The sequence below is a fragment of the Kitasatospora sp. NPDC097691 genome, from assembly GCF_040302665.1.
GTDB lineage: Bacteria > Actinomycetota > Actinomycetes > Streptomycetales > Streptomycetaceae > Kitasatospora.
The window spans coordinates 142,260-163,786 of the sequence record NZ_JBEORY010000005.1; the positions used below are offsets into that span (position 1 = coordinate 142,260).

The following is a 21,527-nucleotide window of genomic DNA, read 5'->3' on the forward strand; positions in this document are numbered from 1 at the left end:
CCGGACCTACTCGCCCTTGGACTTGGCGATGATCTCCTCAGCCACGGCCTTGGGGACCTCGGCGTACGAGTCGAACTGCATCGAGTAGCTGGCGCGACCAGAGGTCTTGCTGCGCAGGTCACCGACGTAGCCGAACATCTCGGAGAGGGGCACCAGCGCCGTGACGACGCGGGCACCGTGACGCTCGTCCATGGACCGGATCTGGCCACGGCGAGAGTTGATGTCGCCGATCACGTCGCCCATGTAGTCCTCGGGCGTGGTGACCTCGACGGCCATCATCGGCTCGAGAAGGACCGGCTTGGCCTTCTTCGCGCCTTCCTTGAAGGCCATCGAACCGGCGATCTTGAACGCGAGCTCGGAGGAGTCGACGTCGTGCGCCTGGCCGTCCAGCAGGCTCACGCGGACACCCTGCAGCGGGTAGCCGGCGAGGATGCCGAACTCCATGGCCTCCTGGCAACCGGCGTCGACCGACGGGATGTACTCCCGCGGAACGCGGCCACCGGTGACCTTGTTGACGAACTCGTAGCCCTCGGCCTGCTCGAGCGGCTCGATCGCGATCTGCACCTTGGCGAACTGACCGGAACCACCGGTCTGCTTCTTGTGGGTGTAGTCGATGCGCTCGACGGCCTGACGGATCGTCTCGCGGTACGCGACCTGCGGCTTGCCGACGTTGGCCTCGACCTTGAACTCACGCTTCATACGGTCGACCAGCACCTCGAGGTGCAGCTCGCCCATACCCGCGATGATGGTCTGGCCGGTCTCGTCGTCCGTGTTGACCTGGAAGGACGGGTCCTCCTCGGCGAGACGCTGGATGGCGACACCCAGCTTCTCCTGGTCACCCTTGGACTTGGGCTCGATCGCGACGCGGATGACCGGGGCCGGGAAGTCCATGGACTCCAGGATGACCGGGTTCTTCTCGTCGGACAGCGTCTCACCGGTGGTGGTCTGCTTCAGGCCCATGACGGCGACGATGTCGCCAGCGCCCACCGACTCGATCTCCTCACGCTTGTTCGCGTGCATGCGGTAGATCTTGCCGATGCGCTCCTTCTTGCCCTTGACGGCGTTCAGCACCGAGGTGCCGGACTCCAGGCGGCCGGAGTAGATCCGGACGAAGGTGAGCTTGCCCAGGTGCGGGTCGGACATGATCTTGAACGCCAGCGCGGACAGCGGCTCGTCGTCCGACGCCTTGCGGGAGATCTTGGTGTCCGGGTCGTTCGGCTTGGTGCCCTCGATGGACTCGATGTCCAGCGGCGACGGCAGGTACTTGACGACCGCGTCGAGCAGGGGCTGAACGCCCTTGTTCTTGAAGGCGGTACCGCAGAAGATCGGGGTGAAGTCCGAGTTCAGGGTGCCCTTGCGGATCGCGTCCTGCAGCAGCTCGACCGGGATCTCCTCGCCCTCGAGGGCGAGCTCCATGATCTCGTCGCTGACGTTCGAGACCGTGTCGATCAGCTGCTCGCGGTACTCGTCAGCCTGCTCCTGCAGCTCGGCCGGGATGTCGACGATGTCGTACATCTCGCCCTTGGCGGCCTCGGCGGACCAGACCAGCGCCTTCATGCGGACCAGGTCGACAACGCCCTGGAAGTCCGCCTCGGCACCGATCGGCAGCTGCATGACCAGCGGGGTCGCGCCGAGGCGGTCCACGATGGTCTGCACGCAGAAGAAGAAGTTGGCGCCCGTGCGGTCCAGCTTGTTGATGAAGCAGATGCGCGGGACGCCGTAGCGGTCAGCCTGCCGCCACACGGTCTCGGACTGGGGCTCGACACCGGCGACACCGTCGAACACCGTCACGGCACCGTCGAGGACGCGCAGCGAGCGCTCCACCTCGACGGTGAAGTCGACGTGACCCGGGGTGTCGATGATGTTGATGGTGTTGTCGACGTCGTCGACCGTCCAGTGACAGGTCGTCGCGGCCGACGTGATCGTGATGCCGCGCTCCTGCTCCTGCTCCATCCAGTCCATGGTGGCAGCGCCATCGTGGACCTCACCGATCTTGTACGAGACACCGGTGTAGAACAGGATCCGCTCGGTGGTGGTGGTCTTGCCCGCGTCGATGTGCGCCATGATCCCGATGTTGCGGACCTTGGCGAGGTCAAGGGAGGTTGCAGCCATGGTGGCTCGTTCTCTCTCTGTCTAGTGACGGGGTAGGGACTACCAGCGGTAGTGCGCGAAGGCCTTGTTGGACTCGGCCATCTTGTGGGTGTCCTCGCGACGCTTCACGGAAGCGCCCAGGCCGTTGCTGGCGTCGAGGATCTCGTTCATCAGGCGCTCGGTCATGGTCTTCTCGCGACGGGCGCGGGAGTAACCGACCATCCAGCGCAGCGCCAGGGTGCTGGCGCGGCCCGGACGGACCTCGACCGGAACCTGGTAGGTCGCGCCACCGACACGGCGGGACTTGACCTCGAGGGCCGGCTTGACGTTCTCCAGCGCGCGCTTCAGCGTGACGACCGGGTCGGAGCCGGTCTTGTCGCGGACGCCCTCGAGGGCGCCGTAGACGATCCGCTCGGCGGTGGAGCGCTTGCCGTGCAGCAGGATCTTGTTGACCAGCTGGGTGACGACCGGGGAGCCGTAAACCGGGTCGATGATGACCGGGCGCTTCGGGGCGGGGCCCTTACGAGGCATTCTTACTTCTCCTTCTTGGCGCCGTAGCGGCTGCGGGCCTGCTTGCGGTTCTTGACACCCTGGGTGTCAAGCGAACCGCGGATGATCTTGTAGCGGACACCAGGAAGGTCCTTCACACGACCACCGCGCACCAGCACGATGGAGTGCTCCTGCAGGTTGTGGCCCTCGCCCGGAATGTAAGCGGTGACCTCGATCCCGCTGGTGAGGCGCACACGGGCGACCTTACGAAGGGCCGAGTTCGGCTTCTTCGGGGTGGTCGTGTACACACGCGTGCAGACCCCACGGCGCTGCGGGGAGCCCTTCAGCGCGGGAGTCTTGTTCTTCTCGACCTTGTCCTGCCGGCCCTTTCGGACCAGCTGCTGGATCGTAGGCACCGTTTCTCCGTTTTCTGTGTGCCAAGGCTTGGTGGAACTAACCTGCGGTGTCTTCCCTCGCAACCGGCCCCGTGGTCGACCCACGCGGTCGGGTGTGTTGGGCTTTTCCGACACGGAATCCCATGGCTGATGTACAGCGACGGCGCTCTACGCGCGGGGCGCTGGAAAGCGCTCCGGCTCGGCGCGGCGACCGGTGTGCATGCACGCACAAGGACCCGGGGACACCCCAGGCACAAGGTCAGAGCGTACCTAGCGCATGGGGCTCGGTCAAAACAAATGCAACGCCGCAGGTCGTCGCCTTCGGCCGGGCGTCACGCGGGTGTCCCGCACGTGACCGCCCGGTGTCGGGCCGTCTTCACCCGCTCTACCACAGTCGTCGGCCGCCCGCCAGCGGAGCGCCGCCGCGCGGCTAGGCGATGCCCGCCAGGATCAGCAGCGCCCAGAACGCGCTGCCCATGTAGCCGAGGACCAGGCCCACGACGGCCGCCCAGTCGCCGTCCATGTTGCGTTCGCGGATCTGGGACCGGGCGATGTGGCCGGTGATCACCGCGGGCAGCACCGGCAGCGCCAGGAAGCCGGTCAGGCCGCACACCAGGGAGACGACCGCCAGCACGTTGGTGGGGCGGGCCTGCGGGGGCGGCGGGACGCCCAGGAAGGTGGCCGGGACCGGCGGGGCGGCGGGGGCCGTCATCGGGCCGGCGGGCAGGTCCGCCACCAGCGCGGCCAGCTGCCCGTAGGTCTGCGCCGCGGCCGCGACCTCGTGGCGCTGCTCGTACTCCTGGACGGAGAGCCGGCCCTCGGCGAACGCGGCCTTCAGCACGTCGAGCGTCCGGTCGCGGTCCGCGTGGCCCGCCCGCATCGCGGCCTGCGAGGACGCAGCGGGCGCGGGAGCCGGGGCCGGCTGCCAGCCGACGACCGGCCGGTGCCCGTCGCCCGGCTCGTGCCCCGGCTCATGGCCGTGCTTGTGGACGGGACCGGGTTCGCCCCACGGTTGAACGGACATCCGCCACCTCCCGGTACCGCGGCACCCCCGCGCACCCTCGCTGCTCCTCATAGTGCAGGACGAACAAGCGAACTGAGTAGTTGCCAAATCGGACCGGCAACCGTCGGGGAGGCGTTCCGGACGGCGCGCCTCACCCGTTCGGCGGACACGCTCAGGGGATCCTCAACTCGGGCGACAGCCCGTACGGGCAGTGACAGGCTGAGCCCGACAGTTCCGCCGACCACGAGCAGAGAAGGCAGCGATGCAGGCGTCAGCACCACCTCCCTCCGACCTCCCCCGACCGGACGCCCCGTCCGCCGTCAGCATCCGAGGGCTGTGGAAGCACTTCGGCACCCAGGCCGCCGTGGCCGGGCTGAGCCTGGAACTTCCGGCGGGCTCGTTCATCGGCCTGGTCGGCCCGAACGGTGCCGGCAAGACCACCACGCTGTCGATGGTCACCGGGCTGCTGCGGCCCGACCAGGGCACCGTCCTGGTGCACGGCGCCGACGTCTGGGCCGACCCGGTCACGGTCAAGGCGCGGATCGGCATCCTGCCCGAGGGCCTGCGGATGTTCGAGCGGCTCAGCGGGCGCGAACTGCTGCAGTACACCGGGCGGCTGCGCGGACTGCCCGGCGCCGAGGTCGACCGTCGGGCCGAGGAGCTGCTGGCCGTCCTGGACCTCGGCCGGGACGCCGACAAGCTGGTCGCCGACTACTCCACCGGCATGCGCAAGAAGATCGGCCTGGCCGCCGCGCTGCTGCACAACCCCGACGTGCTGTTCCTGGACGAGCCCTTCGAAGGCGTCGACCCGGTCTCCGCCCAGACCATCCGCGGCGTGCTCAAGCGGTACGCGGCGGCCGGCTCCACGGTCGTCTTCTCCAGCCATGTGATGGAGCTGGTCGAGCAGCTCTGCGACTGGGTCGCGGTGGTCAACGCGGGCCGGGTCATCGCCCACGGCCCGCTGGACTCCGTCCGGGGCGGACGCAGCCTGCACGAGGCCTTCCTCGATCTGATCGGCGTCCGCGAGGACGACGGGCAGGCCCTCGGCTGGCTCGGCGGCGGGCAGTTCGACGGCGGACGGCCCGCAGGCGGGCAGCTCGGGGGCGGACAGCTCGGGGGCGGACAGTGACCGCGGCCGTGCCCGGCGCGGTTCCGGACGGGCGGACGGTGGTCCGCGCCCTGGTCGCGCTCAAGCTGCGGCTGCTGCGCAACGGGCTGCGGCGCAGCCCCGGCAGGACCACCGTCTACGTGCTCGGCGGCGTCGTGGGCCTGGCCTTCGCGGCCGGCATTGCCGTCGCCATGGCCGCGCTGAACGGGCGCTTCGCGGGCTCCGGGGACGCCGGGGTGATGCTGCTCGGCGTGCTGACCCTGGGCTGGGCGGCGCTGCCGCTGTTCCTGTTCTCCAGCGACGAGAGCGCCGACCCGACCCGGCTCACCATGCTGCCGCTGCGGCCCGGTCCGCTGCTGCGCGGCTCGCTGCTGGCCGCGCTGATCGGGCCGGGACCGCTGATCAACCTGGTGCTGGTGACCGGCGCGGTGCTGGCCGGCGCCGACGGCGGGGCCTCCGCCGCGGTCGCCGTGGTCGGCGTGCCGCTCGCACTGCTCGGCCTGGTCACGCTCTCCCGGGCGGTCGCGGCCGGCAACGCCCGGATGCTCTCCAGCCGCCGGGGCAAGGACTTCGCGATCTTCGGCGGGCTGGCCTTCGCGCTGCTGATCCAGGCCGCCAACGTCGGTTCGCAGAGCGTCTTCGGCCGCCCCGGCAACGACATCGACCTCGGCCCGCTGAAGCCGATCGCCTCCGTCCTGCGCTGGATCCCGCCGATCAGCGCGGCGGACGCGCCGCGCACCGCCGCCGAGGGCCGGTACGGGCTCGCGCTGCTGCAGCTCGCCGCGGCCGGCGTGCTGCTGGCGCTGCTGCTGCGCTGGTGGCGCGGCAGCCTGCAGGAGCTGATGGTCACCGCCGACTCCTCCACCCTGGAGGTGGCCCGCGGGGTGCAGCGCTCACGTGGCTGGGGCTTCCTGCCGGAGGGCCGGACCGGCGCGGTGATGCAGCGCCACCTGCGGTACGCCTGGCGCGAACCGCGCGCGAAGGCCGCGCTGTTCACCAGCATCGGCATGACGGTGGTGATCTGCCTGCTGTCCATGGTCCAGGGCTGGGCGAGCGTCTACCTGCTGGCGATGACCGGGACGTTCCTCGGGCTGCAGATGCTCAACCTGTTCGGCATGGACGGCTCGGCGTTCTGGATGGTCGCCGCCACCCTGCGCACCCCGGCCGACGCCCGGGACGAGCTGCGGGGCCGGGCGTACGCGGTGCTGTCGTACGCGATCCCGGTGACGCTGGTGCTCGGCCTGGTGCTGGCGGCCGTCACCGGCAGGTGGGCGGAGCTGCCCGCCGCGGTCGGCCTCGCGCTCGCGCTGCTCGGCTGCGGGGTGGCGCTCGGCGCGATGTTCAGCGTGCTGGTGCCGTACAGCATGCCGGCCGACAGCAACCCGATGCGCAACGCCGCCCCGGGCCAGGGCGGGCTGGTCATGCTCAACTCCTTCGGCTCGATGGTCGGCGTCGCGCTGCTCGCCCTGCCGGTGGGCGGCTACCTCGGCTGGGCGCTGGTCTCGGACGCGCCGAGCTGGCCGGTCCTGCTGATCGGCCCGCTCTACGGCGCGCTGGTCGCCGTCCTCGGCGTGCGGATGGCGGCCGACCGGCTGCTGGAACGCGCTCCGGAGATCCTGGCCACGGCCGTCGAGCGCTAGCCGAACCGCTCCGCCCGGTGCCCGGTCCCGTCTCGGGGCCGGGCACCGCCGTCCGCTTCCCCGCTCGCTCCCTCCCCACTCCCGCCCCGCCCCCGCCCCGCCGCCCCCGGTCGTCGGTGCGCGCTCCGGCATCATGGGCAGGAGGAACCGGGCCGTCGAGGAGAGCAGGGACACACCGTGGGCAAGCGCGCGCAGCAGGCCGGGGACGCCGGGCCGCTGCTGGAGCAGGCGGTGCGGTCGGTGCTGACGGCACCCGAGGAGGCGCTGGACCTCGCCCTGGACACCGGGGCGTCGCTGCTGGCCGCCTCGGCCGGGCAGTGGTCGGCGGTCAGCCGGGCGCTGCTGGGGTACGCGGACACCGCCGTCGGCCGCTGCTGGTCCGCCGGCTGGCGCCCGGCCGATCTGGCGCGGGTGGTGCGGCGCGGGCTGAAGCCCGTCCACCTGGCCCTCGCGGTGGACCTGATCGCCGCCGAGGACCGCCGCCACGCCGCGGCCGCGCTCGACCGGCGCTGGCGGGAGCAGCTGCGCGAGCTGGAGGCCGAGGTCTGGTGGCCCGGCGACGAGCAGTACCTGGGGGCCTTCGCCCAGCGGCACCGGCTGGACCGCTTCGCGCTCGCCACCGCCGTCCTGGAGCTGCTGCGCACCTGGGGCCGGCTGCCCCCGATCGCCCCGGTGGGGCCGGCTCCGGGGCAGGCGGCGCGGGCGCAGCACTCCGGGCCGGAGCACCCCGGGTCCTCGGCCGGCGAGCCGCGGATGCTGGCCCGGATCCGGGCGCTGCTGGCCAAGGCCGAGTCCACCGAGTACCCCGAGGAGGCCGAGGCGCTGACCGCCAAGGCCCAGCAGCTGATGGCCCAGCACAGCATCGACGAGGCGCTGCTGGCGGCCGCCGGTGCGGACCGGGACATCCCGGCGGCGCTGCGGATCGGGGTGGACAACCCGTACGAGGGCCCCAAGACGATGCTGCTGGACGCGGTCGCGGCGGCCAACCGGTGCCGGGTGGTGTGGGCGAAGGAGTTCGGCTTCTGCACCGTGGTCGGGTTCGACGGCGACCTGGACGGCGTCGAGCTGCTCTACACCTCGCTGCTGGTGCAGGCCACCCACGCGCTCAACAAGGCGGGTTCCGGCCGGGACTCGCGCAGCAAGGCGTTCCGGCAGTCCTTCCTGGTCGCGTACGCGGCGCGGATCCGCGAGCGGCTGACCGCCGCCACCGAGCGGACCACCAGCGCCGCCGCGGCCGGCCGGCACCTGCGCGAGGACGGCACCGAGGAGCAGCTGCTGCCGGACGCGCGGCTGCTGCCCGCGCTCGCCGCCCGCTCGGAGGCGGTGGACGAGGAGGTCGGCCGGCTGTTCCCGAAGCTGGTCTCGCAGCGGGTCCGGGTCAGCGACGGCGAGGGCTGGGCGGCCGGGCGCGCCGCCGCCGACCGGGCCGCGCTGCACGGGCGCGCCGGGGAGATCCGCCGGTAGCTCCGCACGCGGACCTGATAGAACTACTCCGCCACGAACGAAGGGGGACTCGACGTGACGGAGCCGGCTGCCGAGTCGGGGTACCGGGACCGGGTGCGCGGAGCGCTGCTCGGCGGAGCCGTCGGCGATGCGCTGGGCTGGCCGGTGGAGTTCCAGCAGCTCCATCAGATCCAGGACCGCTTCGGGCCGGAGGGCGTGACCTCCCTGCCGAGCGGTCCCGGGCCGGTCGAGGTCACCGACGACACCCAGATGACGCTGTTCACCGCCGAGGGCCTGATCCGCGGCTTCGTCCGCGGCTGGACGGGCGGCGGCGGCTCGGTGCCGGAGGCCGTCCACGGCGCCTACCGGCGCTGGCTGCTGACGCAGTACCAGCCCGCGCCGGACGCCGAGCCGCAGCCCCGCCCGTACGACGGCTGGCTGCTGCGGCAGCCCTTCCTGTACGCGCGGCGGGCGCCGGGCAACGCCTGCCTGAGCGGGGTGTCCGAGCACCCGGTGTTCGAGGCGCCGTCCGTGATCGGGCGGCCGGGGCCGATCAACCCGGGTTCCAAGGGCTGCGGCACGGTGATGCGCTCGGCGCCGTTCGGGCTGGCCCGGCTGGGTGCCGAGCAGTCCTTCGGGCTGGCGGTGCAGTGCGCCCAGCTCACCCACGGGCACCCGACCGGGTACCTCGCGGCGGGCGCCTTCGCGGCGCTGGTCGAGCGGCTCGCCAACGGGACGGAGCCGTGGGCGGCGGTCGGCGAGACCGTGGAGCAGATCCGCGAGCTGCCCTCCTCCAAGGAGACCGTCCAGGCGCTGGCCCGGGCGGTGCGGGTCGCGCAGGAGTCCCAGCCGTCGGCGGAGGCGGTGGAGCGGGTCGGGCTCGGCTGGATCGCCGAGGAGTGCCTGGCCATCGCGGTGTACTCGCTGCTGGCGGCCACCCTCGACCCCGACCCGGTGCGCAGCGCGCTGCTGCTGTCGGTGAACCACTCCGGGGACAGCGACTCGACCGGCGCGGTCTGCGGCAACCTGGTGGGGGCCGCGTACGGCGCCTCGGCGCTGCCCACCGAGTGGGCCGGGGCGGTCGAGGGGCGGGCCGAGCTGCGGCAGGTCGCGGACGATCTGCTGGTGCTGTTCGGCAGCCGCGACCCGCTCCACCCGGGGCTCGGCGGGCGCTACCCGGCCTGGTGAGCCGCCCCGACCGGCCCGGTGGCTACTTCGCCTGCGGGTCGGCGACCTGGCCGAGGAACAGCGGCCGCCCGCCGTGGGTGTCCCGGATGAGGAACAGGAACGGCCGGTCGATGTGCAGCTGGGCGGTCTGGTCGGGGGCCGGCGCGGCCGCCGCGGCGATCCCGACGCCGCTGCCGGCCGCCGCGACCGTGCCGTCCTCGTCGACCTCGACGGTGGCCTTCTGCACCACCGTGCTGACGGCGAGCGGCTCCTTGGCGATGCCGCTGAGGTCGGCCCGGTCGAAGAGCGAGTTCACGCCGAGCGAGCGCAGCACGGGGGTGAGTTCCTCGGACGTGTCGAAGTGGAAGCGCGGGAGCTGCAGGTCGACGCGCCGCTCGGTGAGGGCGCCGAGGATCCGGTCGAGCTGGGGCTGGTCCAGGCCCTTGGTGAACGCGTCGAAGCCGCCCTGCGCGGGGACGATCAGGTCCATCACCAACCCGCCGTCCGCGTAGGGGAGTTCGACGGCCTGCCAGGGTTCGCCGACGATCCCGCCGGAGCCGTCGGCGTACTTGAACTCGCCGGTCTGACTCATCGAGGGGACGGCCGGGGCGGAGCCGTCGAGCTTGTGGAACGGGCGGTCGGCGGTCTGGGCGGGCTTGAACGCGGAGGCCCACTTGGCCTTGAGGTAGAGCGCGTCGGTGAGCACCAGCCGGGTGTCCGGGGTGATCGCGTTCGGGGCGAAGAGGTCCTTGATCCGGCCTTCGGTGGCCTTCTCCACGGCCGCGTTGACGGTCTTGCGGGCGCCCTCCGGGTCCTTGGCGAAGTCGACGGGGTGCACCCCGGTGTCGAAGGCGGCGGCCAGGGTGGCCAGGTAGTCCGGCTGCACCGCGAAGCCCTGCTGCGTCCAGAGGTCGTCGCTCTGGCGCAGGGTGAGGCCACCGCCGGAAGGGGTCTGGCGGTTCAGCGCGCCGATGGCGAGGGCGTACTGCTGCGGGGTGAGCCCGGTGTGCAGGGCCTTGGCGAGTTCGTCGGCGGTGGTGCCGCGGGTGCCGGGCAGCAGCATGGCGAGCACGGTGGCCAGGCCGGACGGGGAGACCACGAGGTTGCGGCCGGCCTGGTCGGGCCGCGCGCCGAGGGTGTGCAGGAGGTCGAGGCCGAAGGCGTCGGTGGCGGTCGCGGTCGCGGTCAGCTGGGCCGGGTCGACCGCGGGCCGGCTCGCCGGCGCCGAGGACCGGAGCTCCGCGGGCGCGGCGGTCCCGTTGCTGCCGCACCCGGCGAGCAGGGGCGCGGCGAGCACGGCGGCGAGGAGCAGCGCCGCCGGACGGCGGGGTGGACGACGGTTTCCGGTGCTGCGGTTCGTCATGGCCCTTCGACGCACCACCCCGCCGCCCGGTTCCGCCCGCCCGGATCCGCCCGATCGGTCCCGGCACGGGTCAGTCCCAGAGCGCCCCGAGCTCCAGCAGCTCGTCCCGGTGCTCGATCCGCTCCACCCACTCGGCCGGCCAGACCGCCTCGCCGTGGTGGGCGCCGGCGAAGGCGCCGGCAAGGCAGGCGAGGGAGTCGGAGTCGCCGCTGGAGTAGGCGGCCCGGCGGACGGCGGCCACCGGGTCGTCCGGCAGCAGCAGGAAGCAGAGCAGGCCGGTGCCGAAGGCCTCCTCGGCGACCCAGCCCTCGCCGGTGGCCAGGCAGGGATCGGCCTCGACGTCGGGCGCGGCGAGCGCGGCCTCCAGCTCGTCGAGCACCTTGATGCAGTCGTCCCAGCCGCGGGCCAGGACGGCCTGCGGGGAGCTGCCGTACCAGTGGTCGGCGAGGTCGCCGAGCCAGAACTCGTCGTAGCGCTCGCGGCTCGCCAGCGCGTACGCCCGCAGCACCGCGGGCAGCCCGGCCGGCGGGACGCCCTCGGCCAGCTTGCGGACGGCGTACGCGGTGAGGTCACTGGCGGCGAGCGCGGTGGGGTGGCCGTGGGTGAGCGCGGACTGCAGCTGGGCGGCGCCGGACAGCTGCCTGGCGTCCAGCTCGCGGACCAGCCCGACCGGGGCGACCCGCATGTTGGCGCCGCAGCCCTTGGAGCCGACGTCGCTGGCCTGCTGCCAGCGGTACTCGGGGTGGCTGAGCCGCTCGCAGGCGCGCAGGCAGGTCATGCCCGGGGCGCGGTTGTTCTCCGGGGAGCGCCACCAGTCGACGAACTCCTCGCGGACCGGCCGCTCCAGGCGCAGCGGGGTCAGCGGCCCGCGCGCCAGGGCGGTGCGCAGGCCGCGGCCGAGGGCGAGCGTCATCTGGGTGTCATCGGTGACCAACGCCCTGGCGGGCAAAGGAAGTTGCCGCCAGTCCGGATGGTCGGCAGCAATCGCCTCGACGGTCTTGAACTCGGTCACCCGGCCCATCGCATCGCCGATCGCCAGCCCCAGCAGCGCCCCCGTCGCCTTGCCCACGGCCGCTCCCCCTCCTCGTCACACCTCGACCTGCAGCTCCTTGAGCCCGCGGATCACGTAGCCCGGGTTCCACTCGGGCTCGCGGACCAGCCGCAGGCCCGGGGCCCGGCGCAGCAGCGTGCCGTAGGACTCGGTGAGCTCCAGTCTGGCAAGCGGGGCGCCGAGGCAGAAATGAATTCCGGCGCCGAAGGTGATGTGCGGGTTGTCGGTGCGGGCGAGGTCGAGCCGGTCGGGGTCGGTGAAGCGCTCGGGGTCGCGGTTGGCGGAGCCGAAGAGCAGGGCGATCTCGGCGCCGCGCGGGACGGTGACGCCGCCGACCTCGATGTCCTCCAGCACCCAGCGCTCGAACATCTGCAGCGGGGTGTCCCAGCGCATCAGTTCCTCGATCGCGGTGGGCAGCAGCTCGTCCACCGAGGCGCGCAGCCGGGCGAGCTCCTCGGGGTGGCGGAACAGCGCCCACCAGCCGTTGCCGGTGGTGTTGACGGTCGCCTCGTGGCCGGCGTTGAGCAGCAGCACGCAGGTGGAGACCATCTCCTGCTCACTGAGCGCGTCGGAGCCCTCCTGGGCCTGGATGAGCGCGCTGATCAGGTCCTCGCCCGGGTGCGCCCGGCGCTCGCGGATCAGGGCGCGCAGGTAGTCGGAGAACTCGGTGCTCGCGGTGACGGCCCGGCGGGCGGCCTCCTCGGTCGGGTTGAGCTCGAACATCCCGGTGATGTCGGCGGACCACGGCCGCAGCAGGTGCCGGTCGCCCTCCGGGACGCCGAGCATCTCGGCGATCACGGCGACCGGCAGGGGCTCGGCGACGGTGGCGATCAGGTCGCCGCCGCCGGCCGCGAGCAGGTCGTCGACCAGCTCGCCGGCCAGGCGCCGGACGGTTGGCCGCAGGCCCTCGACCATGCGCGGGGTGAAGGCCTTGGAGACGAGCCGGCGGATCCGGGTGTGGTCGGGCGCTTCCAGGTCGAGCAGCCCGTGGTCGTTGAGGGTGTGGAAGGGCTCGTGCGCCGGGTCGGGCTCGGGGCGGCCGAATTCGGCGTGGCTGTAGCGGTGGGTGTAGGTGCGGCCGAGCCGGCGGTCGCGCAGCAGTGCGCTGACGTCCTGGTGCCGGGAGACGAGCCACTGGTTCGTCGGCTCGAAGTACGTCACCGGCGCGTGCTCGCGCAGCTCGGCGTACGCGTCGTACGGGTGGGCCACGAACGCCGCCGACCAGGGGTCGAACTTCGCCGTCGTCGTCATCGGTCGATCACTCCAGGCCGTGAGGGGGAGCCGGAAGGATCATCGTACGCATGCGGTACGTCCGGCAATAGACCCCTCCGACCACCCATCAACCCTGCTCAGGCCCGCTCGACCACGCTCAGCTCGGCTCCCGCACCAGCCGCCGCACCAACTCGGGCAGCGCCTGAGAGATGGGCTCCCGGATCACCTCGTCCGCGGCCTCGTCGAACGGCGTCGGCTCGGCGTTCATCACCACCAGCCGGGCACCGGACTCCAGCGCGATCTGCGGCAGCGCGGCCACCGGGTAGACCTGGAGACTGGTGCCGACCGCGATGAACAGGTCACAGGCCTTGGCGATCGCGTCGGCCTGCTGGAGCACCACCGGATCCAGCGCCTCCCCGAACATCACCGTGCGCGGCCGGAGGATCCCGCCGCACTCCCGGCACGGCGGGTCCGCCTCCCCCGCGCCGACCCGTGCCAGCACCGCCTCCATCGGCCCGGTCACCCGGCAGCCCGCGCACTGCACCTCCCGTGCGGTGCCGTGCAGTTCGAGCACCTTGCGGGCGGTCAGCCCGGAGCGCTGGTGCAGTCCGTCCACGTTCTGGGTGAGCACCCGCAGCGGCAGTCCGGAGCGCTCCAGTTCGACCAGCGCCCGGTGCCCGGCGTTCGGCTCCGCCCCGAGCGCGCCGGCCTCCCCGCGCAGCAGCCAGGACCGCCGCCGGACCTCCGGATCCCTCAGGTACGGCCCGATCGTCACCAGCTCCTGCGCCGACGGGTCCTTGTGCCACAGGCCCTGCGGACCGCGGTAGTCGGGGATGCCGGAGTCGGTCGAGATGCCCGCTCCGGTGAGCACGGCGATCATGGGGCGCTTCGCGTTCATACCCGGGACGGTACGGCCCCCGGCCCGCTCGGGGCCACCGAAAATCCGGGGGCCCCGCGTCAACTCCCGCCGCGCACCGGGCCGGTCGTCCTGTGCGGGCCGGTGTCCCGGACGAGCCGACCGGCACCGGCGGTCAGACCAGCACCGGCCGCAGCGCTACCGCCGGACGGGCCAGCGGGGCCAGCGCCACCAGGTAGCAGGCGGCGGCCACCGGGATCAGGGCCAGATCGGCAGCCGAGGCGACGGTGCCGACCAGCATCAGCACCGGGCTCCACCAGCGCAGCGTCCGGGCCGCGCCCACCGACGCGGCGACCAGCAGCGCCAGCAGGCCGACGTAGAAGAGCAGCGGGCCCACCTGGTACACGGCCGGCAGCACCCCCGGGACGTCCTGCACCCGGTCGAACAACCGCGACTGCTCGGCCTTGTCCGCCGCCGCCAGACCGACCACCAGGTCGATGCCGATCTGTGCCAGCGAGCAGAGCAGCCCCGCGAAGGCCGTCCCCAGCGCCGCCCCGGCCGCGATCCGCCCGGCGGTGCCGCGCGGGGCGAGCTGCCGGCGCAGCGCGAGGAAGACCGGGGCGAACAGCAGCAGCCCGGCGAACATCGCGGTGTGGCCGGCCGTCCAGCCGAGGCCGGGCTCGCGGGAGCCCGGCACCAGGCGGATGCCGCCGTAGAGGGCCATCAGTGCGGGTGCCCCGACGACGGCGTACGCGGTGCGGCGGCTGTGCTGAGTGGCGTTCATCTGTGTTCTCCTGCGGTGTCCGTGATCCGTTCCGACACCGCACAGCCTGTCGGCCGGCCCCCTCGTCCCGGATCGCCCGCACCGGCGAACTGCCCGCCTCCCCCGCACGAGGGAGCCCGTACGCCCGCGGGCGTCAGGACTCCCCCGCCACCACCGCCCCCGCCTCGTACGCGAACACCACCGCGTGCACCCGGTCCCGCAGACCGAGCTTGCTCAGCACATTGCTGACGTGCGTCTTCACCGTGTGCTCGCTGACCACCAGCTCGGCCGCGATCTCCGCGTTGGAGAGCCCGCGCGCGATCAGCCGCAGCGTCTCCTGCTCGCGCAGGGTCAGCTGCTCCAGCAGCTTGGACGGCGGCCGCACCGCCCGCTCCGGCGCCCCCGGCCGGCGCGCGGCGAACTCGCCGATCAGCCGCCTGGTCACCGAGGGCGCGAGCAGCGCCTCCCCCGAGGCGACCATCCGCACCCCGTGCGCCAGGTCGTCCCGCCGGACGTCCTTGAGCAGGAAGCCGCTGGCACCCGCGTACAGCGCGTCGAAGACGTAGTCGTCGATGTCGAAGGTGGTCAGCATGATCACCTTCGTGGACGGGAACTCCGCGCACACCCGGCGGGCCGCCTCCAGCCCGTCCATCACCGGCATCCGGACGTCCAGCAGCAGCACGTCCGGGCCGTGCTCGCGCACCGCCTCGACCGCCTCGGCGCCGTCGGCCGCCTCGGCCACCACCTCGATGTCCGGCTGTGCGTCCAGGATCATCCCGAACCCGGCCCGCACCAGCTCCTGGTCGTCCGCGACGACCACCCGAATCGGCGTCATCCGCCCACCCTCTCCACCGTCGTGCCCGCGGCCAGCGGCAGCCGGGCGCTCACCAGGAAACCCCTGCCCTCCGGCCCCGGTCCGGCCTCGGCCAGCCCGCCGCAGGCCACCGCCCGCTCCCGGATGCCGACCAGCCCGCGCCCGCCGGACCAGCCGACCACCGCACGGTCGGCCGCCGGCGGCACCCCGCGGCCGTTGTCGGAGACCATGACCTCCAGCACCTCCCCGGAGCGCCGCACCCGGATCGCCACCCGGTCGGCCCCGGCGTGCTTGACCGTGTTGGTCAGCGCCTCCTGCACGATCCGGTACGCCGCCGCCTCCACGTCGGCCGGCAACGCGCCCTTCTCCTCCGGGAGTTCGAGCTCGACCCGCAGCCCCGCGCCGCGCACCCGCTCGGCCACGTCGGCGAGTTCGGCCAGTCTGGGCTGCGGCGCCAGCTGGCGGCCGGCCTCGGGATCCTTCAACACCCCCAGGACGCGACGCAGTTGGACCATCGCATCACGGCCCGCGTCGGCGATGGTGTCGAACGCGCGGATCGCCCGGTCCGGATCGCTGGGCACCACCACCGGCCCGGCCTCGGCCTGGATCACCATCAGCGAGACCGCGTGCGCCAGGATGTCGTGCATCTCCCGGGCGATCCGCGCCCGCTCCTCCGCCACCGCCCGGGCCGCGTCGCTCGCCGACCGCTCACCGGCCTCCCGGGCCCGCTCCGCCTGCACCCGGGCCAACTGCCGCTGGGCGCGCACCAGCGAACCGAACACGAAGGTGCCGACGGAGGTGACCAGGCTGAACAGCGCGCCGTTCGGCGAGTGGGTGCCGACGACGTTGCCGACCACCGCCACCGCCAGCACGCTCCACCGCGCCCGCTCCGAGGACCGCTCCGCCACCGTGTAGAAGGCGATCACCCCGGAGAGCGGCACCTGGGGGTTCGCCGAGTGCGCCACGATCGAGATGACCAGGGACGGCAGCGTCGCCAGCGCCAGCACCGTCAGCGGTGCCCGGCGCCGCCAGGGCAGCGGCAGCGCGGTCGCCACCGCGAGCAGGTAGATCCACCACGACCAGGCCGTTTCGTCCTGGGACACCGCCCACACCGCGACCCCCGCCGCGGCCACCGCCAGCAGCGAGTCCTGTACGTACGGACTCAGCCTGTCCGGCCGGCTCGGCCGACCCGTCGCACGCTCCACCCCGGTACCTCCCCCGTAGCCGGGGACTCCGCCCCCGCGGAGAAGATCATGCCCTACCGGCAGAACCTCCGGAACGGCCCGGTCAGGCACCGCTGACCGTCACACCGCCGGTCTCGGCCCGCGCGGTGATGCTGCGCGTCGCACCCGGCTGCGAGGGGACGCCCACGTCCACCCCGCCGACCGACGCGTGCGCGTCCACCGCGTACGCCTCCCCGGTCGGGACCTTCACCCGCACCCCGCCGTTCGAGGTCGTCGCCTCGACCTTCGTCGGCGCGGCCGCGAAGTCGGCCCGCACCCCGCCGTTCACCGCGGTCAGCTTCACCTGCGGCGAGCTCAGCCCGGTCGCCTCGACCCCGCCGTTCTCGACGTCGGCCTCCGCCTCGCCGGCCAGCCCGGTCAGCTTGATGCCGCCGTTGGTCTGCTTGACCCGCACATTGGTCCCGGCCGGCACCCGCACGGTGTAGCCGATGCCGCAGTGGTCGCAGTCGTACGTCAGCCGGAGCACGCCGTCCTTCACCTCGTGCGTGCTCTTCGGCGCCTCCCCCTGGTAGTTCTGCTTCTCGACCACGTGCACGGTGTCGCCGTCACCGGTCACCTGCACGCCGCCGTTCTCCCCCTCGATCACCAGCTCCTTGATCGGCCCGGCCACCCCGTAGCTGACGGTCCGGTGCTCCTGGTCGTCCCCGATCGGCAGGCAGCCCATCATCCCGGCCAGGACCCCCGCCGTGATCGCCATCGCACCCAGTACCCGCTTCATCCCCTGCCCCCTTCAAAGCTTCGTCATCCCGACACCGAGAAGCCTCCCGCAACCGCCCCCTCCCCCACCTCCCTCCCCGGAGCGGTTCCCGCCCCTCCCCCGTACGGGTGAGACCGTCCGGCGCCCGGCCCCGGGAACGCCGCAGGGCGGCCACCCCGTGAGGGGTGACCGCCCTGCGATCAGCGGCCGTCGCCGGCCGAAGAGGTGACTCAGCCGGTGTACGGGCCGTAGTCGTAGTCGTCCAGCGGAACGGCCTGGCCGGAGCCGGCGCCGAAGGGCGACAGGTCGTAGTCGTCGTAGCCGACGGCCGAGTACATCGCGGCCTTGGCCTCCTCGGTCGGCTCGACCCGGATGTTGCGGTAGCGGGGCAGACCCGTACCGGCCGGGATGAGCTTACCGAGGATGACGTTCTCCTTGAGGCCCAGCAGCGGGTCCGACTTGGCGTGGATCGCCGCGTCGGTGAGGACCCGGGTCGTCTCCTGGAAGGAGGCGGCCGACAGCCAGGACTCGGTGGCCAGCGAGGCCTTGGTGATACCCATCAGCTGCGGACGGCCGGAGGCGGGGTGACCGCCCTCGGCGACCACACGACGGTTCTCCGTCTCGAAGCGGCCGCGCTCGACGAGCTCGCCCGGGAGCAGCTCGGCGTCGCCCGACTCGATGATCGTCACGCGGCGGAGCATCTGCCGGATGATGATCTCGATGTGCTTGTCGTGGATCGACACACCCTGCGAGTTGTAGACCTTCTGGACCTCGGCGACCAGGTGGACCTGGACGGCACGCTGGCCCATGATGCGCAGGACGTCGTGCGGGTTGGTGGCACCCATGGTCAGCTTCTGGCCGACCTCGACCGCCTCGCCCTCGCTGACCAGCAGCTTCACACGCTTCGAGACCGGGTAGGCGATCTCGTCGGTGCCGTCGTCCGGGGTGATGACGATCTTGCGGGTCTTCTCGGTGTCCTCGATCCGCGCCCGGCCGGTGGCCTCCGAGATCGGGGCCACACCCTTGGGGGTACGGGCCTCGAAGAGCTCGACGACACGCGGCAGACCCTGGGTGATGTCGTCACCGGCCACACCACCGGTGTGGAAGGTACGCATCGTCAGCTGGGTACCGGGCTCACCGATGGACTGGGCGGCGATGATGCCGACCGCCTCACCGATGTCGACCAGCTTGCCGGTGGCCAGCGAGCGGCCGTAGCAGAAGGCACAGGTGCCGACGGCCGACTCACAGGTCAGGATCGAGCGGGTCTTGACCTCGCTGATGCCGTGGCGGATCAGCTCGTCGATCAGCACGTCACCGAGGTCGGTGTTCGCGGTGGCCAGCAGCTTGCCGTCCACCGTGATGTCCTCGGCGAGCATGCGGGCGTAGACGCTGGTCTCGACGTCGTCCGTCTTGCGCAGGACGCCGTCCGCACCGACGATGCCGATCGCCAGCTTCAGGCCGCGCTCGGTGCCGCAGTCCTCCTCGCGGATGATGACGTCCTGGGAGACGTCGACCAGACGACGGGTGAGGTAACCGGAGTCGGCGGTACGGAGGGCGGTGTCGGCCAGACCCTTACGGGCACCGTGGGTGGAGATGAAGTACTCCAGCACGGTGAGACCCTCACGGAACGACGCCTTGATGGGTCGCGGGATGGTCTCGTTCTTGGCGTTCGACACCAGACCACGCATACCGGCGATCTGGCGCATCTGCATCATGTTTCCGCGAGCACCCGAGTCGACCATCATGAAGATGGGGTTCGTCTTCGGGAAGTTCACGTTCATGGCCTCGGCGACCTCGTTGGTCGCCTGGGTCCAGATGCCGATGAGCTCCTGCTTGCGCTCGTCGTTGGTGATCAGGCCGCGCTCGTACTGACGCTGGACCTTCTCCGCCTTCGCCTCGTAGCCCTCGAGGATCTGGGGCTTGTTCGGCGGGACGACGACGTCGGAGATCGAGACGGTGACACCCGAGCGGGTCGACCAGTGGAAGCCGGCCGACTTCAGGTTGTCCAGGGTCGCCGCGACGACGACCTTGGGGTAGCGCTCCGCCAGGTCGTTGACGATCGCGGAGAGCTGCTTCTTGCCCACCTCGTAGTCGACGAACGGGTAGTCCTCGGGCAGCAGCTCGTTGAAGAGCGCGCGGCCCAGGGTGGTGGTCAGGCGGAAGGGCTCGCCCTCGTACCAGGCCTGCTGGCCGTCCTCGTCCACCGGGACGGCCCAGCCGCGCGGCGGGACGGTGCCGGCCGGCAGGCGCAGCTCGATCGGGGCCTGGACGTCCAGGTCGCGGGCGTCGAAGGCCATGATCGCCTCGGCGGTCGACGAGAAGGTGCGGCCGGCGCCCTTCACGTTCTCGCGGTCCGAGGTCAGGAAGAACAGACCGAGCACCATGTCCTGGGTCGGCATGGTGACGGGGCGACCGTCGGCCGGCTTCAGGATGTTGTTCGAGGACAGCATCAGGATGCGGGCCTCGGCCTGCGCCTCCGCGGAGAGCGGCAGGTGGACGGCCATCTGGTCACCGTCGAAGTCCGCGTTGAACGCGGTGCAGACGAGCGGGTGGATCTGGATGGCCTTGCCCTCGACCAGCTGCGGCTCGAAGGCCTGGATGCCGAGGCGGTGCAGGGTGGGCGCACGGTTCAGCAGGACCGGGTGCTCGGCGATGACCTCTTCGAGCACGTCCCACACGACCGGGCGGGCACGCTCGACCATGCGCTTGGCCGACTTGATGTTCTGCGCGTGGTTCAGGTCGACCAGGCGCTTCATCACGAACGGCTTGAAGAGCTCCAGCGCCATGGCCTTCGGCAGACCGCACTGGTGCAGCTTGAGCTGCGGGCCGACGACGATGACCGAACGGGCCGAGTAGTCGACTCGCTTGCCGAGCAGGTTCTGACGGAAACGACCCTGCTTGCCCTTCAGCATGTCGCTGAGGGACTTCAGCGGGCGGTTGCCCGGGCCGGTGACCGGACGGCCGCGGCGGCCGTTGTCGAACAGCGCGTCGACGGCCTCCTGGAGCATGCGCTTCTCGTTGTTCACGATGATCTCGGGGGCACCGAGGTCGAGGAGGCGCTTCAGGCGGTTGTTGCGGTTGATGACGCGGCGGTACAGGTCGTTCAGGTCGGAGGTCGCGAAGCGGCCACCGTCCAGCTGCACCATCGGACGCAGGTCCGGCGGGATGACCGGGACGCAGTCCAGCACCATGCCGTTGGGCTTGTTGGTGGTCTGCAGGAACGCGGAGACGACCTTGAGGCGCTTCAGCGCACGGGTCTTCTTCTGGCCCTTGCCGGTGCGGATGATCTCGCGCAGGCGCTCGGACTCCTCCGCCAGGTCGAAGTTCTCCAGGCGGTCCTTGAGCGCCGCGGCGCCCATCGAGCCGGAGAAGTACGTGCCGAAGCGGTCGCGCAGCTCGCGGTAGAGCAGCTCGTCGCCCTCGAGGTCCTGGACCTTGAGGTTCTTGAAGCGGGCCCACACCTCGTCGAGGCGGTCGAGCTCGCGCTGCGCGCGGTCGCGCAGCTGCTTCATCTCGCGCTCGGCACCCTCGCGCACCTTGCGGCGCACGTCGGCCTTGGCGCCCTCGGCCTCCAGCTCGGCCAGGTCGGTCTCGGCCTTCTTGGCACGGGCTTCGAGGTCGGAGTCGCGGCGGTTCTCGATCTGCTGGCGCTCGACCGAGACGTGCGCCTCCAGGGAGGGCAGGTCGCGCTGGCGGCGCTCGTCGTCGACCCAGGTGATCATGTAGGCGGCGAAGTAGATGACCTTCTCGAGGTCCTTCGGCGCCAGGTCCAGCAGGTAGCCCAGGCGGGACGGGACACCCTTGAAGTACCAGATGTGGGTGACCGGCGCGGCCAGCTCGATGTGGCCCATCCGCTCACGGCGCACCTTGGCGCGGGTCACCTCGACGCCGCAGCGCTCACAGATGATGCCCTTGAAGCGGACGCGCTTGTACTTGCCGCAGTAGCACTCCCAGTCCCGGGTGGGGCCGAAGATCTTCTCGCAGAAGAGCCCGTCCTTTTCCGGCTTCAGGGTGCGGTAGTTGATGGTCTCCGGCTTCTTGACCTCGCCGTGCGACCACTGGCGGATGTCGTCGGCGGTGGCCAGGCCGATGCGGAGCTCGTCGAAGAAGTTGACGTCAAGCACTGGTCGTCAAGCCCTCTTTCGTAAGTCGAGAGTCGTTCATGTGGTCTGAGGGGGGCCTGGGGGCGGG

The 21,527-nt window shown here is 72.0% G+C and carries 17 protein-coding genes; 4 read left to right on the forward strand and 13 right to left on the reverse strand.

Features of this window, described 5'->3' with window-relative positions; translation table 11 throughout:
• Positions 1–6 precede the first annotated feature (6 nt).
• From fusA to ABTY56_RS05680, 4 genes are all read right to left on the reverse strand, one after another.
• A complete protein-coding gene (gene fusA / locus ABTY56_RS05665) occupies positions 7–2,112 on the reverse strand; it encodes an elongation factor G (protein ID WP_350626844.1) in 2,106 nt (701 codons plus the stop codon).
• 39 nt (positions 2,113–2,151) lie between these two features.
• Positions 2,152–2,622 (reverse strand): 30S ribosomal protein S7, encoded by a 471-nt coding sequence (rpsG, locus tag ABTY56_RS05670; protein ID WP_030232420.1) that lies wholly within the window; start codon positions 2,620–2,622, stop codon positions 2,152–2,154.
• A gap of 2 nt (positions 2,623–2,624) precedes the next feature.
• Entirely contained in the window at positions 2,625–2,996 is a 372-nt protein-coding gene (rpsL, locus tag ABTY56_RS05675) for a 30S ribosomal protein S12 (protein WP_014144289.1), read from the reverse strand.
• A gap of 409 nt (positions 2,997–3,405) precedes the next feature.
• Positions 3,406–3,999, reverse strand: coding sequence for a DUF1707 and DUF4190 domain-containing protein (locus ABTY56_RS05680; RefSeq protein WP_350626846.1), 594 nt, complete (start codon positions 3,997–3,999; stop codon positions 3,406–3,408).
• Between the two features lie 241 nt (positions 4,000–4,240).
• Between ABTY56_RS05680 and ABTY56_RS05685 the strand changes: the two genes are divergently transcribed.
• The 4 genes from ABTY56_RS05685 to ABTY56_RS05700 all read left to right on the forward strand — a co-directional run bounded on the left by ABTY56_RS05685 (position 4,241) and on the right by ABTY56_RS05700 (position 9,357).
• The gene (locus tag ABTY56_RS05685) at positions 4,241–5,107 is read left to right on the forward strand and encodes an ABC transporter ATP-binding protein (protein WP_350626848.1); all 867 of its coding nucleotides are present in this window, start codon (positions 4,241–4,243) and stop codon (positions 5,105–5,107) included.
• On the forward strand, positions 5,104–6,726 hold the full coding sequence (locus ABTY56_RS05690; protein WP_350626850.1) for a transporter: 1,623 nt from the start codon (positions 5,104–5,106) through the stop codon (positions 6,724–6,726). The genes ABTY56_RS05685 and ABTY56_RS05690 overlap by 4 nt, the downstream gene beginning before the upstream one ends.
• Before the next feature lie 177 nt (positions 6,727–6,903).
• Entirely contained in the window at positions 6,904–8,190 is a 1,287-nt protein-coding gene (locus tag ABTY56_RS05695; RefSeq protein WP_350626852.1) for a DUF2786 domain-containing protein, read from the forward strand.
• A 54-nt stretch (positions 8,191–8,244) separates the two neighbouring features.
• Positions 8,245–9,357, forward strand: a complete 1,113-nt coding sequence (locus ABTY56_RS05700) for an ADP-ribosylglycohydrolase family protein (RefSeq protein WP_350626854.1) — start codon at positions 8,245–8,247, stop codon at positions 9,355–9,357.
• A 22-nt stretch (positions 9,358–9,379) separates the two neighbouring features.
• Here ABTY56_RS05700 and ABTY56_RS05705 read toward each other — a convergent pair whose 3' ends face one another.
• The 9 genes from ABTY56_RS05705 to ABTY56_RS05745 form a co-directional block, all read right to left on the reverse strand.
• Positions 9,380–10,699 (reverse strand): serpin family protein, encoded by a 1,320-nt coding sequence (locus ABTY56_RS05705; RefSeq protein WP_350626856.1) that lies wholly within the window; start codon positions 10,697–10,699, stop codon positions 9,380–9,382.
• Positions 10,700–10,769: 70 nt separating this feature from the next.
• Complete coding sequence (locus ABTY56_RS05710; protein ID WP_350626858.1) at positions 10,770–11,768, reverse strand: ADP-ribosylglycohydrolase family protein; 999 nt, start codon at positions 11,766–11,768, stop codon at positions 10,770–10,772.
• 18 nt (positions 11,769–11,786) lie between these two features.
• Positions 11,787–13,001 carry a cytochrome P450 gene (locus tag ABTY56_RS05715; RefSeq protein ID WP_350626860.1) on the reverse strand — a complete coding sequence of 405 codons (1,215 nt, stop codon included), beginning with the start codon at positions 12,999–13,001 and terminating at the stop codon, positions 11,787–11,789.
• A gap of 118 nt (positions 13,002–13,119) precedes the next feature.
• Positions 13,120–13,860 (reverse strand): SIR2 family NAD-dependent protein deacylase, encoded by a 741-nt coding sequence (locus ABTY56_RS05720; RefSeq protein ID WP_350626862.1) that lies wholly within the window; start codon positions 13,858–13,860, stop codon positions 13,120–13,122.
• A 133-nt stretch (positions 13,861–13,993) separates the two neighbouring features.
• Positions 13,994–14,602 carry a hypothetical protein gene (locus ABTY56_RS05725; protein WP_350626864.1) on the reverse strand — a complete coding sequence of 203 codons (609 nt, stop codon included), beginning with the start codon at positions 14,600–14,602 and terminating at the stop codon, positions 13,994–13,996.
• A gap of 133 nt (positions 14,603–14,735) precedes the next feature.
• A complete protein-coding gene (locus ABTY56_RS05730) occupies positions 14,736–15,416 on the reverse strand; it encodes a response regulator (protein WP_350626866.1) in 681 nt (226 codons plus the stop codon).
• Positions 15,413–16,600 carry a sensor histidine kinase gene (locus ABTY56_RS05735; RefSeq protein WP_350626868.1) on the reverse strand — a complete coding sequence of 396 codons (1,188 nt, stop codon included), beginning with the start codon at positions 16,598–16,600 and terminating at the stop codon, positions 15,413–15,415. Before ABTY56_RS05735 ends, ABTY56_RS05730 begins: the two co-directional genes overlap by 4 nt.
• An 82-nt stretch (positions 16,601–16,682) precedes the next feature.
• Positions 16,683–17,357, reverse strand: a complete 675-nt coding sequence (locus ABTY56_RS05740; protein ID WP_350626870.1) for a DUF4097 family beta strand repeat-containing protein — start codon at positions 17,355–17,357, stop codon at positions 16,683–16,685.
• A gap of 209 nt (positions 17,358–17,566) precedes the next feature.
• Positions 17,567–21,460: a DNA-directed RNA polymerase subunit beta' gene (locus ABTY56_RS05745; protein ID WP_350626872.1), complete on the reverse strand. Its 3,894-nt coding sequence runs from the start codon at positions 21,458–21,460 to the stop codon at positions 17,567–17,569.
• Between the last annotated feature and the right edge of the window lie 67 nt (positions 21,461–21,527).

Coding starts and splice junctions, on each gene's coding strand:
- fusA (WP_350626844.1), bottom strand. CDS start 2,112: ATGGCTGCAACCTCCCTTGACCTCGCCAAGGTCCGCAACATCGGGATC.
- rpsG (WP_030232420.1), bottom strand. CDS start 2,622: ATGCCTCGTAAGGGCCCCGCCCCGAAGCGCCCGGTCATCATCGACCCG.
- ABTY56_RS05680 (WP_350626846.1), bottom strand. CDS start 3,999: ATGTCCGTTCAACCGTGGGGCGAACCCGGTCCCGTCCACAAGCACGGC.
- ABTY56_RS05685 (WP_350626848.1), top strand. CDS start 4,241: ATGCAGGCGTCAGCACCACCTCCCTCCGACCTCCCCCGACCGGACGCC.
- ABTY56_RS05705 (WP_350626856.1), bottom strand. CDS start 10,699: ATGACGAACCGCAGCACCGGAAACCGTCGTCCACCCCGCCGTCCGGCG.
- ABTY56_RS05715 (WP_350626860.1), bottom strand. CDS start 13,001: ATGACGACGACGGCGAAGTTCGACCCCTGGTCGGCGGCGTTCGTGGCC.
- ABTY56_RS05720 (WP_350626862.1), bottom strand. CDS start 13,860: ATGAACGCGAAGCGCCCCATGATCGCCGTGCTCACCGGAGCGGGCATC.
- ABTY56_RS05725 (WP_350626864.1), bottom strand. CDS start 14,602: ATGAACGCCACTCAGCACAGCCGCCGCACCGCGTACGCCGTCGTCGGG.
- ABTY56_RS05730 (WP_350626866.1), bottom strand. CDS start 15,416: ATGACGCCGATTCGGGTGGTCGTCGCGGACGACCAGGAGCTGGTGCGG.
- ABTY56_RS05740 (WP_350626870.1), bottom strand. CDS start 17,357: ATGAAGCGGGTACTGGGTGCGATGGCGATCACGGCGGGGGTCCTGGCC.